The 18782-nt window shown below is 38.8% G+C and carries 13 protein-coding genes; all 13 read left to right on the top strand.

Features of this window, described 5'->3' with window-relative positions; translation table 11 throughout:
- Positions 1–328 precede the first annotated feature (328 nt).
- A complete protein-coding gene (pcrB, locus tag CIL05_RS19355) occupies positions 329–1003 on the top strand; it encodes a heptaprenylglyceryl phosphate synthase (protein WP_095657200.1) in 675 nt (224 codons plus the stop codon).
- Positions 1004–1033: 30 nt separating this feature from the next.
- A complete protein-coding gene (pcrA, locus tag CIL05_RS19350; RefSeq protein ID WP_095657172.1) occupies positions 1034–3268 on the top strand; it encodes a DNA helicase PcrA in 2235 nt (744 codons plus the stop codon).
- A 14-nt stretch (positions 3269–3282) separates the two neighbouring features.
- Positions 3283–5286, top strand: coding sequence for an NAD-dependent DNA ligase LigA (gene ligA / locus CIL05_RS19345; RefSeq protein ID WP_095657171.1), 2004 nt, complete (start codon positions 3283–3285; stop codon positions 5284–5286).
- 13 nt (positions 5287–5299) lie between these two features.
- Positions 5300–6427: a CamS family sex pheromone protein gene (locus CIL05_RS19340; RefSeq protein ID WP_095657170.1), complete on the top strand. Its 1128-nt coding sequence runs from the start codon at positions 5300–5302 to the stop codon at positions 6425–6427.
- 138 nt (positions 6428–6565) lie between these two features.
- On the top strand, positions 6566–8113 hold the full coding sequence (gene pruA / locus CIL05_RS19335; protein WP_095657169.1) for an L-glutamate gamma-semialdehyde dehydrogenase: 1548 nt from the start codon (positions 6566–6568) through the stop codon (positions 8111–8113).
- 387 nt (positions 8114–8500) lie between these two features.
- Positions 8501–9775 (top strand): helix-turn-helix domain-containing protein, encoded by a 1275-nt coding sequence (locus CIL05_RS19330; protein WP_095657168.1) that lies wholly within the window; start codon positions 8501–8503, stop codon positions 9773–9775.
- A 13-nt stretch (positions 9776–9788) separates the two neighbouring features.
- The gene (locus CIL05_RS22355; RefSeq protein WP_165769178.1) at positions 9789–9932 is read left to right on the top strand and encodes a hypothetical protein; all 144 of its coding nucleotides are present in this window, start codon (positions 9789–9791) and stop codon (positions 9930–9932) included.
- A gap of 485 nt (positions 9933–10417) precedes the next feature.
- Positions 10418–11938 carry a sodium/proline symporter PutP gene (gene putP, locus CIL05_RS19325; RefSeq protein WP_095657167.1) on the top strand — a complete coding sequence of 507 codons (1521 nt, stop codon included), beginning with the start codon at positions 10418–10420 and terminating at the stop codon, positions 11936–11938.
- 488 nt (positions 11939–12426) lie between these two features.
- Positions 12427–12717 (top strand): Asp-tRNA(Asn)/Glu-tRNA(Gln) amidotransferase subunit GatC, encoded by a 291-nt coding sequence (gatC, locus tag CIL05_RS19320; protein ID WP_095657166.1) that lies wholly within the window; start codon positions 12427–12429, stop codon positions 12715–12717.
- Between the two features lie 11 nt (positions 12718–12728).
- A complete protein-coding gene (gene gatA, locus CIL05_RS19315; protein ID WP_095657165.1) occupies positions 12729–14195 on the top strand; it encodes an Asp-tRNA(Asn)/Glu-tRNA(Gln) amidotransferase subunit GatA in 1467 nt (488 codons plus the stop codon).
- Complete coding sequence (gene gatB / locus CIL05_RS19310; protein WP_095657164.1) at positions 14195–15625, top strand: Asp-tRNA(Asn)/Glu-tRNA(Gln) amidotransferase subunit GatB; 1431 nt, start codon at positions 14195–14197, stop codon at positions 15623–15625. Before gatA ends, gatB begins: the two co-directional genes overlap by 1 nt.
- A gap of 163 nt (positions 15626–15788) precedes the next feature.
- Positions 15789–16700, top strand: a complete 912-nt coding sequence (locus CIL05_RS19305) for a diacylglycerol kinase (protein ID WP_095657163.1) — start codon at positions 15789–15791, stop codon at positions 16698–16700.
- A gap of 361 nt (positions 16701–17061) precedes the next feature.
- Positions 17062–18564, top strand: coding sequence for a malate:quinone oxidoreductase (locus CIL05_RS19300; protein ID WP_095657162.1), 1503 nt, complete (start codon positions 17062–17064; stop codon positions 18562–18564).
- The last annotated feature ends 218 nt before the right edge of the window (positions 18565–18782 follow it).

Below are 18782 nucleotides of genomic sequence, written 5' to 3'. Positions count from 1 at the left end.
GAGATAACTACTTAAAGTTGAGAGACAACTGAGTATAGTTGAGAGAAAACGTAAGTAGGGCCGATTATGTCTCAACTTTTTAACAGTTTCTCTCAAGTTATACTGTCTATCTCTCAACTTAGAACACCTGTCTCTCAACCCATGCCACTTATCTCTCAACTTTTCCCGCCCGTCCGCCCAGCCCCCATGCAACGCCACATATCACACCGATGCACACCCAACTAACAAACTTCAAAAAAAGATTCTGCATATCCCTAAATTCCAGCAACGATTTTTGGTATAATAAACTAATGTACTTTAGATGATGGAGGATTATACTTTGAATACTATGATGAACGAGTGGAAGCACATATTTAAACTGGATCCTGCGAAGGAAATTTCGGATGAGGATTTGGAAAAGATCTGTGAATCAGGAACAGATGCAGTGATAGTTGGTGGAACAGATGACATAACGTTGGATGGTGTCCTGGATTTGCTGTCACGCATCCGCCGTTATACGGTTCCATGTATTTTGGAAATTTCTTCGATGGAAGCCATCACGCCAGGGTTTGATTATTATTTTATTCCGATGGTGATGAACAGTAAAGAGAAAAAATGGATGATGGATATTCAGCATCAGGCCATTAAACAATATGTGGATATGATGGAATATAGTGAAATATTTTTTGAGGGATATTGTATCTTAAATGAGGACGCAAAAGCTTTCACACATACGAACAGTTACTTACCGGACACGGATGATACAATAGCATATGCATATATGGCTGAGAAGGTATTTCATTTGCCGATATTTTACATGGAATACAGTGGTACATATGGCGACCCAGAGCTTGTTAATAAGGTAAAAAGTGAATTAGATAATACATTGCTTTTTTATGGTGGTGGAATTGAAAATAACTTCCAGGCCCGTGAAATGAAAGAACATGCCGATGTGATTATCGTTGGAAATAGTATCTATTCAGATATTAAAAAAGCTTTAAAAACAGTAAAAGCAATAAAATAGTGAAGATTATTGATTCAGGGCGGTGTTAAGATGAGTCAAACAATGGGTGACTTAATAAAAGGATTAAATAAAGAGCAGCAGGAAGCTGTTAAACATACAGAAGGACCTCTCCTTATTATGGCAGGGGCAGGCAGTGGGAAAACACGGGTGCTGACACATCGCATTGCGTATTTACTTGGTGAAAAAGAGGTTGCAGCAAGAAATATTCTTGCAATTACCTTTACGAATAAAGCAGCACGTGAAATGAGAGAACGGGTCCGGAAATTGGTTGGGCCGGAGAGTGCGTACATGTGGGTTTCCACGTTTCACTCGATGTGTGTACGTATTCTTAGAAGAGATATTGACAGGATTGGCTACAATCGGAATTTTACGATCCTGGACAGTAGTGATCAGCTATCTGCTATTAAACAGATTTTAAAAAACCTGAATATCGATCCGAAAAAGTTTGATCCGCGGGCAATGCTGGGGCAAATCAGTACGGCAAAAAATGAGCTGATTACACCGGAAGCATACAGTGATAATGTCGGGAATTTTTATGAAAAGCAGATTTCGCAAATTTACACAGCCTATCAGAAAATGCTGCATAAAAATCAATCCCTCGATTTCGATGATTTGATTATGCAAACCATTCATTTGTTTAAACGGGTTCCGGAGGTGCTTGAGTATTATCAGCGACGTTTTCAGTATATCCATGTGGATGAGTATCAGGATACAAACCATGCACAATATTTCCTTGTAAAACAGCTGGCAAATCGCTATCAAAACCTTTGTGTGGTTGGTGATTCTGATCAGTCGATTTATCGCTGGCGAGGAGCAGATATTGCAAATATCCTGTCATTTGAAAAAGATTATCCATCTTCACGAAGTGTTTTCCTGGAGCAAAATTACCGGTCAACGAAATCAATTCTCGCAGCTGCAAATAAAGTAATCGGCAATAATAGTGGGCGAAAACCGAAAAACCTTTGGACAGAAAATCCTGATGGGAAAAACCTTCATTATTTTCAAGGGGCAACCGAGCAGGAAGAAGCCTTATTTGTTACTGATAAAATTCAGGAACTGACACGTAGTGAAGGGTATTCACCAGGTGATGTAGCTATTTTATACAGGACGAATGCGCAGTCCCGTGCCATTGAGGACACGTTAATGAAATCGAATATGTCCTATCAAATGGTTGGTGGAACTAAGTTCTATGAGCGTAAGGAAATTAAAGACATGGTCTCCTACCTGCGTTTAATTACAAATCCTGATGACGACCTCAGCTTTGAACGTGTGGTAAATGTTCCGAAGCGGGGGATTGGGAAAACCTCGATTGACCGACTGAGAGCACATGCGCTTGCACATGATATTTCCTTTTATGAAGCAGTAAAAGAGGTTGATTTTACCGGTGTATCAAAAAAAGCAGCAAATGCGTTGGCTGAATTCGGGAACTTAATTAAGACATTAACCCAGCAGCAGGAATTTTTAACAGCTACAGATATGGTTGAAGCTGTTTTGGAACGGACAGGCTATGAACAAATGCTGAAAAATGAACAAACCATCGAAGCACAAAGCCGCCTGGAAAACCTGGAAGAGTTCATGACCGTTACACAGGATTTTGAAGAAACAGCTGAAGAGGATAAAACACTTATCGCTTTCCTGACAGATCTTGCGTTAATAGCGGATATTGATAAAGTCGATGAAGAAGATCCGGACAACGAAGAAAAAATAACGTTGATGACATTGCATGCAGCTAAAGGGTTGGAGTTTCCGGTTGTATTCCTGATCGGCATGGAGGAAAATGTTTTTCCACATAGCCGATCCATGATGGAAGAGGAAGAAATGGAAGAGGAACGCCGACTTGCCTATGTAGGAATTACCCGTGCAGAGCGTGAACTTTACTTAACACATGCTAAAATGCGTACACTATATGGAAGAACGAATATGAATCCAATTAGCCGTTTTATTAATGAAATTCCTGATGAATTGATTGAAGGAATTGAAGAGGCGAAAGTTTCAATGTTTGGCAGGGGCTTTGCACAGCTTAAGGATAGACCTAAGGATAAACCTGCACCAATTAAACGCAGAGCAGAAAAAATGCAGAAAACGACTGGTGCTGAGAATCAAACCTGGGGACCTGGAGATAAAGCAAGCCATAAAAAATGGGGCGTAGGAACAGTTGTTAAGGTTCAAGGAGAAGGGGAAGCAATGGAGCTTGATATTGCATTCCCGGCACCAACCGGAATTAAGCGGGTTCTGGCAAAATTTGCTCCAATTACGAAACAATAGGAGGTGCTTGGTTCGTGGATAAACAGCAAGCACAGGATCAAATCAATGTACTAAAAGAAATATTAAACCAATATGGCTATGAATATTATGTTCTTGATAAACCAAGTGTTCCGGATTCAGAATATGATCAAAAACTGCAGGAGCTAATGAATCTTGAAGAAGCGTATCCGGAGTTTGTGACTGCAGATTCCCCTACCCAGCGTGTTGGTGGGGAGCCCCTTGACGCCTTTCAAAAAGTACAGCATACTGTACCGATGCTGAGCCTTGGAAATGCATTTAATGAACAGGATTTACGTGACTTTGCCAGAAGAGCGAGCGGTGGTACGGATGAGCCGATCTCTTTTGTTTGTGAATTAAAGATTGATGGACTGGCTGTTTCATTAACCTATGAGAATGGGAAATTTGTTCGTGGAGCTACACGTGGTGACGGAACAACAGGGGAAGACATAACGAGTAATTTACGAACCATTCGCAGCATGCCATTAACGATAAAAGAAACGGAAACAATTGAAGTGCGTGGAGAAGCGTTTATGCCACATAAATCTTTTCTCGCTTTAAACAGGGCTAGAGAAGAAAATGAAGAAGAGCCTTTTGCAAATCCGCGAAACGCTGCAGCTGGATCCCTTAGACAATTGGATCCTAAAATCGCAGCAAAACGTAATTTGGATATATTTTTATATGGGGTTGGTGAGTGGGGTGCTGCTCCAATAGAATCCCATAGTGAACGGCTGGATCGCTTAAAAGAACTTGGCTTTAAAACAAATCCGGAATGGAAAAAATGTGAAACGATCGAAGAGGTTATTGAATTTGTAACGTATTGGACAACAGAACGGCCGAATTTAAACTACGAAATTGACGGGATTGTTATTAAAGTAGATGACTTGTCTCAGCAGGAGGAGCTTGGATTTACAGCAAAAGGTCCACGCTGGGCGATCGCCTATAAATTCCCGGCCGAAGAGGTAATTACGAAATTAACCGACATTGAGCTGAGTATAGGCAGAACGGGCGTTGTCACACCTACAGCCATCCTGGAACCTGTAAAGATAGCCGGATCAACTGTACAACGGGCATCCCTTCACAATGAAGATTTAATTCGTGAGCAGGATATTCGAATTGGTGATATGGTTGTCATCAAAAAAGCCGGTGATATCATTCCAAAGGTCGTTCGTGCGATAGAGGAAAAGCGGACAGGGGATGAGCAGGAGTTCTATATGCCAGAGGAATGTCCGACTTGTGGAAGTGAGCTTGTTCGACTTGAGGAAGAAGTTGCCCTAAGATGCATCAATCCGAATTGTCCGGCACAGCTGATGGAGGGACTCATTCATTTTGTGTCACGCAATGCAATGAATATTGACGGATTAGGTGAAAAAGTCATCACACAGCTTTTTCAGGAAAAATTAATTCGTACAATGGCTGATCTATTTCGACTGAAGCGGGAAGAATTACTCCAGCTTGAACGGATGGGAGAAAAGTCAGTCGACAACTTGCTGAAAGCAATTGAAGCATCGAAGGAAAACTCACTGGAGAAGCTTTTATTTGGTCTCGGAATCCGGTTCATTGGAGCAAAAGCTGCTACAACAATTGCAGTGGAGTTTGAAACAATGGAAAAAATTCAACATGCCTCTTTTGATGAGCTTGTTTCGGTAGATGAAATCGGTGAGAAAATGGCTGATTCCATTGTACAGTATTTTGCCGAACAAAAGGTCATTGACCTGATTGAAGATCTAAGCGCACTGAATGTGAATATGGAATTTAAAGGAACAAAGATATCAGCACAGACTACTGACACTATTTTCGCAGGTAAAACAGTTGTGTTAACAGGAAAAATGGAAGAATTCACACGTAGTGAAGCAAAGGAATTAATCGAGGCAATGGGTGGATCTGTTACAGGCAGTGTCAGCAAGAAAACAGACTTCCTTATTGCGGGAGAAGATGCCGGTTCCAAGTACGATAAAGCACAAAAACTTGGGGTTACTATCTGGGACGAACAGGGGCTTAAAGAAGCCATAGAGAGTTAAGGAGTGTTTTACATTGAAGAAAATCAGTATTTTGCTAGTATGCACACTCCTCCTGCTAACGAGCTGTGCACCAAATATGAACGATGAAGAAGTTTTGCAAAATGATGAATCTGAAGAAGAGGTATCAATTGTCCCAAGCCATCAGTTATCTGAAGAAAATTACAAGATGGTTTTGCCGTATAAAGTTAGTGAAGCCAGGGGTGTTATTACAAATCAGGTAGCAAACAGGCTGGATATTGATGAGATGGAGCAGGGATTGAGGCGCCATTCCAAAGAAGTATTTGACCCGAAGCAGTATTTTTTTCAGGAGGGGCAATATTTAACCTCTGATCGGCTTTTTGAATGGATAGATGAATGGAATCCGGTGATAGAGGAAGAACTGGAAGGGCTGGATGATGAAGACCAAGAGGATATCCACCGTGAAAATCCACGTTACCTATCACATATTCTGGAGCAGAACTACCTGCAAAAAGAGGGGGAAGAAAATAATGTAGAATTAAAAGGGATGTCTATTGGAATAGCGTTAAAATCCGTATATCAATTCCATACTGAATCTAGAGGCCCTTACTTTGAGGATATCGGAATGGATGAAATGATGGAACAAGGAAATAAAATAGCCCAAAAGCTGATTGAAGAATTGCGGCAAATTGAAGGCTTACAGGATGTTCCGATCATGATAGCATTGTACAGAGAGGAAGACCAGGCATCACCTGTCCCTGGGAATTTTGTGGCGAAAACAAATGTACCTGGGGGAAGTGCATCGATTGGCGAATGGGATTCAGTTGATGAAGAGAATATCCTGTTTCCATCCGATGAAGGAAAGGAAAAATATTTTGATGACCATGAGATTGTTACAAACTTTGGCAATGAAATAGCAACATTCTTTCCAAACTATACTGGTATCATTGGAAAAGGATTTTATGTGAACGGGGAATTACAGAAGATGACAATTGAAATCCCGATCGAGTTTTATGGAAAAGGTGAAGTGATTGGCTTTACGCAGTTTGCATACAGTCTTGTGCAGGAAATGTTTTCTGACTACTTTGATCTGGAAATTAAGGTCACAACAAGTGATCAGATCGAGAGTTTGATTTACCGGAAGGCTGGAGCAGAGTCACCAACGATTCATATTTTCCATTAATATAGATCCGCCGGTTGAAAACTTTGAAGAAAAAAGAAAATTAAGTTAAGATAAAGGATGGACATGCTCCATTCTTTTTTTATGGTAAATGTAAACGCAATCATGGGGTAAATGGACAAATTATAGGGAGGTTTTTTCATGGTAGTACCATACACACATGAGCCTTTTACAGACTTCACAGTAGAAGAAAATAAAAACTTAATGCTGGATGCATTGAACAAAATCGAAGCAGATCTTGGAAAAGAATACCCACTGATTATTGGTGGAGAGCGGATTACGACAGAAGATAAAATTATTTCTGTAAACCCTGCGAACAAAGAAGAAGTAATTGGATATGTATCCAAAGCAAATAAAGATATTGCAGAAAAAGCAATGCAAGTTGCAGATAAAACATTTGAAACATGGAGAAAATCGGATCCGAAATTCCGTGCAGATATTCTATTTCGTTCAGCCGCGATCGTGCGTCGCCGCAAATTTGAATTTACAGCACATTTGGTAAAAGAAGGCGGGAAACCGTGGAAGGAAGCAGATGCTGATACAGCTGAAGCAATCGACTTCCTGGAGTATTATGGCCGACAAATGCTTAAAATAAAAGATGGTGCTGAAGTGAACAGCCGTCCGATTGAGTATAACCAATTCAACTATATTCCACTCGGAGTCGGGGTTGTTATTTCGCCATGGAACTTCCTGTTCGCAATTATGGCTGGTACTACAACAGCCGCAATGGTAACAGGAAATACAGTACTTCTAAAACCAGCAAGTACAACACCTGTCATTGCATATAAATTGATGGAAGTACTTGAAAAAGCAGGTATGCCTGCAGGAGTAGTAAACTACATCCCTGGACCAGGCAGTGAAGTGGGGGATTATCTTGTGGATCACCCACGTACACGCTTTATAAGCTTCACCGGTTCACGTGATGTTGGTACGCGTATTTTTGAACGTGCAGGAAAAGTTCAGGACACTCAAAAATGGCTGAAACGCACAATTATTGAAATGGGCGGTAAAGATACAATTGTTGTTGATAGTGAAGCAGACCTGGAACTGGCAGCACAATCCATTGTACAATCTGCATTTGGCTTCTCGGGGCAAAAATGTTCTGCTTGTTCCCGTGCAGTAATTCATGAAGATGTATATGATCAGGTGAAAGACAGGGTTGCAGAATTAACGAAAGAACTATCTGCAGGAGACCCACATGATAATTCATACTTTATGGGTCCTGTCATTGATCAGGCAGCATATGAAAAAATCATGGGCTATATCGAAATTGGTAAAAAAGAAGGGAATCTGCTTGTTGGTGGAGATGGCGATAACAGCAAAGGCTGGTTCATTAATCCGACTGTTTTTGCAGACCTTGATCTAAAAGCACGTATTATGCAGGAAGAAATCTTCGGTCCTGTTGTTGGATTAACAAAAGCAAAAGATTTTGATGAAGCCATTGAAATTGCGAATAATACGGACTATGGTTTAACAGGTGCAGTAATCACAAATAATCGTGTACACCTGGAACAGGCACGTGAAGATTTCCATGTAGGAAACCTTTACTTCAACCGTGGCTGTACAGCTGCAATCGTTGGTTACCAGCCGTTCGGCGGGTTCAACATGTCTGGTACCGATTCAAAAGCAGGTGGCCCGGATTACCTGATTCAGCATATGCAAGGTAAGACAACATCTGAAATGTTATAAGTGAAATTGATATGTTTCAATCAGCCTCTTTTCAACAAAAATTGCTTGAAAAGAGGCTGATTTTCTATGTGCAAAAAGGGAAAAGTGTTTTAGTCCGCAATTCTAACCGCTCAAACCTAGTACCTAATTCAGTACAATAAGCTAGTCAACACCTAAAGTGACATAAGTAAAAAGTCTTAAAATGTGGAAATCCTATTTTCAGCCGAAAAACCCCTCGAAATGTGGTGAATTTTCCTCGTTTAGGAAAATCGGAAACTTTTTTAGGTGTTTTTGGGGTCAAAAAGCGGTATTTTCCCTATTAATTTCCCAATATGAATTATCAGAATGTATGATATAATAGAAATATACGGGAGCAATATAATTCAAATTGATGTTAGGGTGGGTATATTGATAGAAATAGGATCCTTTATCAAACTGCAGCGGACCAAAAGAGAAATGACACAGGGACAATTAGCTAAAGGAATAGTATCTTTATCCTACTTATCAAAAATTGAGAATAAGAAAACGGAAGCAAGTTCGGAAATTATTCAACTGTTATGCACACGTCTGGGGATTCAATTAAAAGATGGATTTGATGCAAATATCCAGAAAAAATGCAAAGAATGGTATAACATGCTCTTTGAAGTAAATGACAAGGAAGAGATTATTTCTACATACAAAGAACTTCAGGCGGTAATGGATGAGAATCTGACAGATAGTTTGTTGATGTTCGAGATTCATAAGATTAGGTATTACCTCATTATAGGTAAATACAATGAGGCATTGACTAAAATTAGTGACCTGAATGAAATGTCAGGTTCCTTTGATAACTTACATCAATATTATTGGTATAAGTTTAGAGGGAATTATAATTCAGCTAATGGTGACTTTGAACAGGCTATAATATTATATAAATCAGCGGAAGAAAGACTTAATCAAATTGAAGTAGAAGAAAAAGAAATTGCGGATCTACAGTATATAATTTCAATCACGCATAGTAAGCTTCGAAACACATTAGAATCTATTGAGTATGCAGAAAAGGCTTTAGATATTTATATGAAAGAATACTACTTTATGCGTTGTGCACAATGTCATATTGTTCTTGGGATATCCTACCGAAGAATTAAAATGTATGATAAGGCAATTAAAAATTATAATTTGGCAAGACATTTAGGAGAATTAAACAAAGATAAACAAGTAATTCAATTAACAAACCTTAATTTAGGGTATCTCCATTCAGCAAGGGGAGGCTCAAAAGAAGCGATTCATAATTATTTAGAAGTTGTTAATGATTTAGAAGTGGATTTAAATGCAAGGCTAACCTCATTGACCGCTTTAATTAAAGAGTATTATACAATTAATAATGTTGAGAAAACAAAACAGATGATAGAAAAGGGCTTTGAATTATTTGAACAAATAAACATAAATAATAATGACACATACAGAATTCATTATTATGTTCTTAAAACATACAACTATGCAATTAATAAGAGTAATAGTAAGTTTGAAAACTTAGTTATCAATGAGCTAATTCCATACTTAAAGGAGCATAAGGATTATGCGAATTTAGTAGTTTATGCAAATATGTTAGGAAATCATTTTGAGGAATTAAGTAAGTACAAGGATTCAGTTAAGTATTACAAACTAGCCAATATAACATATGATGAGTTAGTTAATTTATAAAGGGGGGGAGAGTATGAAAAAGATGATTGCATCAATTGCATTAGGTACACTTCTTGTAGCTGGATTTTTATTCGCACAAGATAATGAACCAACAGAGTTGGCAGGAGAATTAGAGCCAAGCATTTTCTCAGTTGAAACACCTAGCTTCTTCTTCTAACCCTGGAAGAGCTAGTAAGTAATTTTTTTACCCTATTACTATATGATGGATTTGCCTGAAATAGTGTGGAAACTATTTCAGGCCTTTTTTTTCAAAAATATTTTCAGTGTTTCAATTATCGAGGAAATTGGAGTTATCTAAACGATAATGGATGAATTCTTTATAAAAAAGAATATAATGGTGCTTACCATCCAATATTAAGCTTAATACAGGTATATAATCATAAATGGCATTTGAATTGTCTGATAATTGAGGGTGATTCCATAGAAATCATGAATGCCCATTTGATAAATGTTTTAATCTGTGAAACTATAGTTAATGTGTTTTGCAGAGGACGATTCGGAATTTTTAAAAAAGAAAGGGGAATTAATTATGGAAGCAGAATATGCAATTAAAGGGATCACCTGGTTTTGGTTATTTGTCCCTATGCCTATTGTTTTATTGTTATCCATTATTACTTTATTCACAGATAGGAGGCGAAGTTAGTGGATGCTACAACTTTAGTTACGTTTAGTGTTTATTTAATAGGAATGCTTGTAATTGGTATTATAATGTATTATAGAACACATAATTTAACCGATTATGTACTAGGGGGTCGTAATCTTGGACCTGGTGTTGCTGCACTGAGTGCTGGAGCATCGGATATGAGTGGGTGGTTATTACTCGGTTTGCCTGGTGCAATTTATGCTTCAGGTATGTCAGAGGCCTGGATGGCGATAGGACTGGCAATTGGTGCCTACCTAAACTGGCAATTCGTTGCAAAACGTTTACGTGTTTATACGGAAGTTTCCAATGATTCCATAACCGTTCCGGATTTCCTGGAAAATCGCTTTAAAGATAAATCACATGTTCTTCGTGTCATCTCTGCTTTAGTAATCTTATTGTTCTTCACCTTTTATACTTCTTCAGGAATGGTGGCAGGAGCAAAACTTTTTGAAGCATCCTTTGGCTTATCCTATCAAACCGCTCTTTGGATTGGAGCCATTGTTGTTGTTTCCTATACATTGCTCGGTGGATTCCTTGCTGTAGCATGGACGGATTTTTTCCAAGGGATATTAATGTTCCTTGCTTTAATTGTCGTGCCGATTGTTGCACTTAACCAAATGGGAGGCTGGAATGAAGCTGTACAGGCAGTGGGAGAAATTAACCCAAGCCATCTCAATATGGTGCAAGGTGTAGGAATTATGGCGATTATTTCATCACTGGCATGGGGGCTTGGTTATTTTGGCCAGCCACATATCATCGTTCGTTTCATGGCATTGCGCTCACCAAAAGATGTTCCCAAGGCGCGCCTTATCGGAACATGGTGGATGATTTTAGGGTTATATGGTACTATTTTTACCGGATTTATTGGACTTGCATTTATAAGTACACAGGATGTATCCATATTAAGTCAGTTTGGAATAAATGTTGTTACAGAAAATGGCATTCAAATGCTGGCAGATCCAGAAAAAATATTTATCGCATTTTCCCAAATTCTATTCCATCCGATTGTTGCAGGGGTTTTATTAGCTGCTATCCTTTCAGCGATTATGAGTACAATTGATTCACAATTACTTGTTTCTTCATCAGCTGTAGCAGAGGATTTCTACAAAGCTATATTTCGTAAAAAGGCTTCTGCAAAAGAGCTTGTCTGGGCAGGGAGAATCGCTACAATGGCTATTGCTTTAATTGCAACCATTATCGCCATGAATCCGGACAGTTCAGTTCTCGAGCTTGTTAGTTATGCCTGGGCTGGATTTGGCGGAGCATTTGGCCCGATCATTCTGTTATCTCTTTTCTGGAAAAGGATTACCCGAAATGGTGCACTTGCAGGTATTGTTGTTGGTGCAGCAACAGTAATTATCTGGGGAGGTTACCTGGAAGGTGGAATTTTTGACTTATATGAATTGGTTCCAGGATTCCTGTTTAGTCTGATCATTACTATTGTAGTTAGTATGATGGGACAGCCACATCCGGAAATTGAAGCAGAATTTAATGAAACAGTGGAAAAAATGAAAGAATAATATCTTTATCTAAGTATCCACCTCTTATGTTATGTGAGAGGTGGATTTTTTCATAAGATAAAGTATAAAATTTGCCAGTATTTTTGCCGAAATCAGGCAAAGTTGAGAGAGAGACTTATGGAGTTGAGAGAAGTATGCAATAAGTTGAGAGAGAAGCCTATAAAGATGAGAGGTAATTGTAAATTCAATTGTTTTCTCTCAATTTATACCCAGTGTCTCTCAACATTGTCGTTTGATCTCTCAACTCTCACACTTTATCTCTCAACTTTCATCTCTAATTACTATGGCCATTTCTCCATCACTTCATAATTTGTAGCTTCCGCCCCCGATCCCGTTCTTCACTTAATATTTTACATGGGTGAATAGTTGCTTATACCCGGCTAATTCTGCTATTATCAATAGTGTTATAATAGTTACAGGTATAAACTTAAAATAAGTATATGAAGGTACAAACAATAATATAAAATCTTGGTTTGGAGGTTTAATTGATGGCAGAAATTACAAAAGATCAGGTAAAGCATGTTGCGCACCTGGCAAGACTTGCTGTTACAGAAGAAGATGTGGAAAAATTAACGGATGACTTAAGTGCAATTATCGGTTATGCAGAGCAACTGAATGAACTGGATACAGAAAATGTAGAACCTACGACACACGTGCTGGATTTGAAAAACGTCATGCGTAAGGACGAGCCTAAGAAATGGATTACGCAGGAGGAAGCGTTGAAAAATGCTCCTGATAAAGAAGCAGGTCATTTTAGAGTACCATCGATATTGGAGTAGGAGGACAACTCATGTCATTATTTGATCACACAATTAAAGAGCTTGAAGAAAAGCTACATAATAAAGAAATTACCGTACAGGATCTTGTAGACACTTCTTATAATCGGATTAAAGAAGTGGACGATAAAGTACATGCATTTTTAACATTGGATGAAGAAAATGCAAAAGCTAAAGCAAAAGAATTGGATAACACGAAAGATCAATCACAGCGTCTATTCGGAATCCCGGGTGGAATTAAGGATAATCTTGTTACAAAAGGAATTCGTACAACCTGTGCAAGTCAATTTTTGGATAACTTTGATGATCCACTTTATAATGCAACCGTTGTAGACAAGTTAAACAATGAAAAAGCTGTTACTATTGGAAAATTGAATATGGATGAATTTGCAATGGGTTCATCCAATGAAAATTCTAGCTATACACCAACACGTAACCCATGGAATACAGATCACGTTCCAGGTGGTTCCAGTGGTGGTTCAGCTGCAGCAGTTGCAGCCGGAGAAATTCTGTTCGCATTAGGTTCTGATACAGGTGGATCAATCCGTCAGCCTGCAGCATTTTGCGGTGTTGTTGGTTTAAAACCAACCTATGGATTGGTATCACGCTTTGGTTTAGTAGCATTCGCTTCATCGCTGGATCAGGTCGGACCAATTACTCGTAATGTTGAAGATAATGCCCGTGTACTGGAAGTTATTGCTGGACATGACGAAATGGACTCAACAAGTGCCAATATTGAAATTCCATCATATACAGAAAATCTAACCAAAGATGTAAAAGGTTTGAAAATTGCTGTACCAAAAGAATATTTGGCTGAAGGTGTAGCACCGGAAGTAAAAGAATCTGTACTCGAAGCTTTAAAAGTATACGAATCCTTAGGCGCAACATGGGAGGAAGTTTCCCTTCCACATTCCAAATATGCTGTAGCAACGTATTACTTGCTCTCATCTTCAGAGGCATCAGCTAACTTGGCACGCTTTGACGGGGTGCGCTATGGTGTCAGAACAGAAAATGCGGACAATATGATTGATATGTTCAAGCATTCCCGCAGTGAAGGCTTTGGTGAAGAAGTGAAACGCCGTATTATGCTTGGAACCTTTGCACTCAGCTCAGGCTATTATGATGCCTATTATAAAAAGGCACAAAAAGTTCGTACATTAATTAAAAATGATTTCGATAAAATTTTTGAAGACTATGATGTCGTTATTGGACCAACAACGCCTACACCGGCATTTAAAGTTGGGGAAAATACTGATGACCCACTAACCATGTATGCCAATGATATTCTAACCATCCCGGTGAATCTGGCAGGGGTTCCCGGAATCTCGCTGCCATGTGGATTTTCCGAAAATGGCCTTCCGATTGGCCTGCAGATTATTGGAAAATATTTCGATGAGAGTACCGTATATCGCGTGGCACATGCATATGAACAAGCAACAGATCATCATACAAAACGACCTCAGCTCGGAGGTGCCAACTAATGAATTTTGAAACAATAATCGGACTTGAAGTCCATGTAGAATTAAAAACAAAATCAAAAATATTTAGCCCAAGTGTGAATGCCTTCGGTTCTGAGCCAAATTCAAATGTTAATCCAATTGATTTATCTTATCCGGGAGTTCTTCCTGTATTAAATGAAGAGGCAGTTAACTTTGCAATGAAGGCTGCAATGGCATTAAATTGTGACATTGCGACAGATACGAAATTTGACCGTAAAAATTACTTTTATCCGGATAATCCAAAAGCATATCAAATATCCCAATTTGATAAACCAATCGGAGAAAATGGCTGGATTGAAATTGAAGTAAACGGCAAAAAGAAACGAATTGGAATTACACGCCTGCATATGGAAGAAGATGCTGGTAAACTGACACATGGTGATGACGGCTATTCGCTTGTTGACTTTAACCGTCAAGGCACACCATTAATAGAGATCGTTTCAGAGCCGGACATGCGTTCACCGGAAGAAGCTTATGCATATTTGGAAAAACTGAAAAACATCATTCAATATACAGGTGTTTCCGATGTGAAAATGCAGGAAGGATCACTTCGCTGTGATGCCAATATTTCTCTTCGTCCAATTGGTCAGGAGAAATTCGGCACGAAAGCGGAATTGAAAAACCTGAACTCCTTTAACTTTGTACAAAAAGGTCTGGAATATGAAGAAAAACGCCAGGAGAAGGAATTACTTACCGGCGGAGAAATCCTGCAGGAAACACGTCGTTATGATGAAAAAACGAAAGAAACGATTTTAATGCGAATTAAAGAGGGATCGGATGATTATCGTTACTTCCCTGAGCCCGATTTGGTTCCATTATATATTGACGATGCCTGGAAAGAACGGGTTCGAAGCGAAATTCCTGAACTTCCTGATGCACGCAAGAAACGCTATATCGATGAATTGGGCTTATCCGAATATGATGCAGCTGTTTTAACGAATTCCAAACAGTTGGCAGACTTTTTTGAAGAAGCAGTTCATCATGGTGCTGACATGAAACAAACATCCAACTGGCTGATGGGTGAAGTGTCAGCATATATGAACAAACATTTAAAAGAACTGGAAGACCTGGCAATTACACCGGAAGCTTTAGCGAAAATGATTCAGTTGATTGAGGATGGAACAATTTCATCCAAAATTGCTAAAAAGGTCTTTGCTGAACTGGTTGAAAATGGCGGCGATCCAGAGAAAGTCGTTAAAGAAAAAGGACTTGTCCAAATTTCCGATGAAGGTGAACTGAAGGGAATTATTTCCAGTGTATTGAATGATAATGAACAATCCATCATTGATTATAAAAACGGGAAGGCCAAGGCACAGAAATACCTTGTTGGTCAAGTAATGAAAGTGACCAAAGGCCAGGCTAATCCACCAATGGTTAATAAAATCCTAATTGAAGAATTGGATAAAAGATAAATTAAATGGAATGCTGCTGTCACTCCGGTGGCAGCAGTTTTATTTTTCCCCTTTTCAAATTATGTAAAAAGGTCTATGATATAAGTTGTGTGTAAAGAATAACAATAAGTAAAAAATACAACTATGACCCTGCATAATGGACGTAATGGGGGAGGAAATGTAAATGAAAAAAGCCCGTATTATATATAATCCAACATCCGGACGTGAAGCATTTAAAAAAGAACTGCCAACTGTCCTTGAAAAATTTGAGATTGCGGGATATGAAACATCGGCACATGCAACTACCAGTGAAGGTGATGCTATAGAAGCTGCTAAAACAGCTGTAGAAAGAAAATACGATCTTGTTGTTGCAGCAGGTGGCGATGGTACAATTAATGAAGTAATTAATGGACTGGCAGGGCAGGAGTACAGACCAAAGCTTGGAGTTATTCCTGTAGGAACAACGAATGATTTCGCAAGAGCGTTGTCCATTCCGCGGGATATAAAGAAAGCAACGGACATTATTTTAGCAGATCAATCGATGTTACTTGATATCGGTAAAGTAAATGACCATTATTTTATGAATATAGCCGGTGGGGGTAAATTAACAGAGCTCACCTATGAAGTCCCCAGCAAATTAAAAACAATGCTTGGACAGTTGGCCTATTACATGAAAGGGATTGAAATGCTCCCTTCTTTAAAACCAATACAGGCAAAAATCGAATATGACGGCAATGTAGTGGATGACGAGATTATGCTGTTTTTAGTTTCCAATACAAATTCCGTTGGCGGTTTTGAAAAACTGGCTCCGGATGCAAAAATAAATGATGGCTATTTTGATTTACTGATTTTACGTAAAACAAATCTGGCAGAATTTATTCGCATAGCTACATTGGCACTTCGAGGTGCACATTTGGAAGATAAGAACGTTATTTATGCACAGGCGAAGCAGATAAAGGTTTCAACAGATGAAAAAATGCAGTTGAATATTGATGGTGAGTTTGGCGGATTGCTGCCAGGAGAATTTACGAATCTAAAGCAGCATATAGAATTTTTTGTGCCGGAGGAATTTGTGGAAAAGCAATACAACTTGTGAAAGTAACAGGTTTCTTTGTCAATCGCAATGATAAACAATATAACGTTAAATGACTACAGGATTGCATAGCAATTTGTAGTCATTTTTTTATTTGGGCAAATAGAGAAAGTCTAAGTTAATTTAGGCAAAATCACTATTCTTAAAAGAAAACTATTTATCTATTTTTTCAAATATAAATAGCTTGCTTAATGATTACAATTTAACCTATAATTATCATATAGTGGTAGTTTTTCTAATCTATTAATAATACAGTATGATATGATAATAAAAGAGACAGAAAAGATGTGTTCCCGGCTTACACTATATCCGGTGTGACATCTAGCATCCTTTCTGTGAATTTCAACGTGTAAGGAAGGTTAATATGAGCAACAGACAAACTAAAAAAGAAGTTATTTTAATTGGTGCCGGTATCATGAGTGCAACTTTGGGTGCACTGCTGAAAGAATTAGTGCCGGACTGGAATATTACAGTATTTGAGAAGCTTGACAAAGCAGGGCAGGAAAGCTCCAACGTATGGAATAATGCGGGAACAGGACACGCTGCACTGTGTGAGCTTAATTATACCAGCGAAAAACCGGATGGCTCGATAGATATAAGCAAAGCACTGAAAATTAATGAACAGTTTCAGGTTTCTAAACAGTTTTGGTCCTACCTTATAAACAGTAATCTGATAGATCGTCCGCATGACTTTATCATGCCATTGCCCCATATAAGTTTAGTTCATGGGGGAGCAAATGTGGAATTTTTGAAGAAGCGGTTTGCAGCACTATCAAACAATCGACTGTTTGAAGGGATGGAATTTTCCGAAGATCCGGATAAACTGATGGAATGGATTCCACTTATTATGAACCAACGTACAATGAATAATCCAATAGCGGCAACGAAAATTGATACTGGAACGGATGTCAATTTTGGGAATCTGACACGTAAATTACTGGGTCACTTAAAGGAACAGGATGTTAATATCAAATACAATAATACGGTGGAAGATATAAAACGTACTGACGGTGATGCGTGGGAAGTGAAAGTACGAAATTACGAGGACGACACCCTCGAATACCATAATGCAGACTTTGTCTTTGTTGGTGCAGGTGGGGGAGCTCTCCCTATATTGCAAAAAACCGGTATTCCCGAAAGTAAGCATTATGGAGGTTTCCCTGTAAGCGGTCAATTCCTTGTATGCAACAATCCGGAGGTTATTAAGCAGCATAATGCAAAGGTTTACGGTAAAGCTGCTGTTGGTGCACCTCCAATGTCTGTACCACATCTTGACACAAGATATATCGATAATGAAAAGTCATTACTGTTTGGCCCATTTGCAGGATTCTCACCAAAGTTCTTAAAGACTGGTTCAAATATGGATTTATTTGGTACAGTAAAACCGAATAATGCCTTCACAATGCTGGCAGCAGGTGCAAAAAACCTGCCATTAACTAAATATTTAGTCCAACAGGTCTTATTATCAAAGGAACAACGAATCGAACAGTTACGGGAATTTATTCCGAACGCAAAGCTCGAGGATTGGGATTTAGTAGTAGCCGGCCAACGTGTACAGGTTATTAAAGATACAGATGATGGCGGTAAGGGAACACTGCAATTTGGTACAGAAGTTGTTAATGCCGCTGATGGCTCAATCGCTGCATTGCTCGGCGCTTCTCCAGGTGCTTCTACAGCTGTTGAAGTTATGCTTGAGATATTAGATAAATGCTTCCCGCAGCACATAAAAGAGTGGGAACCGAAAATAAAAGAGATGATACCTTCTTATGGAATATCATTAAAGGACGATCCGGAGTTGATCCGAGAAATTCAAACTACAACAGCTGAAGCGCTTGATTTAAGCGGAAAAGAGTCAGTTTATAGTTAATTCTGTGGATTTGGATTGGGTAAGTAAAATATCATATGAATCAAATAGGCTCACATATATTAGATATGTCTAATATGTGTGGGTCTTTTATTAAGGGTGTTTTCTATAAAGGTTATTGTAATTGGGGAAGGTATAAAGCGCGACGTATGTGCTTGGTTATTTTCCGCTCTGAGCCTGCTTATATAAATAAGACAATTAGGCTTTAATGATGAATAACG

It is taken from the genome of Virgibacillus profundi, from assembly GCF_002287375.1.
Lineage (GTDB): Bacteria > Bacillota > Bacilli > Bacillales > Amphibacillaceae > Virgibacillus_K > Virgibacillus_K profundi.
This window is presented reverse-complemented; position numbering and strand designations above follow the sequence as displayed.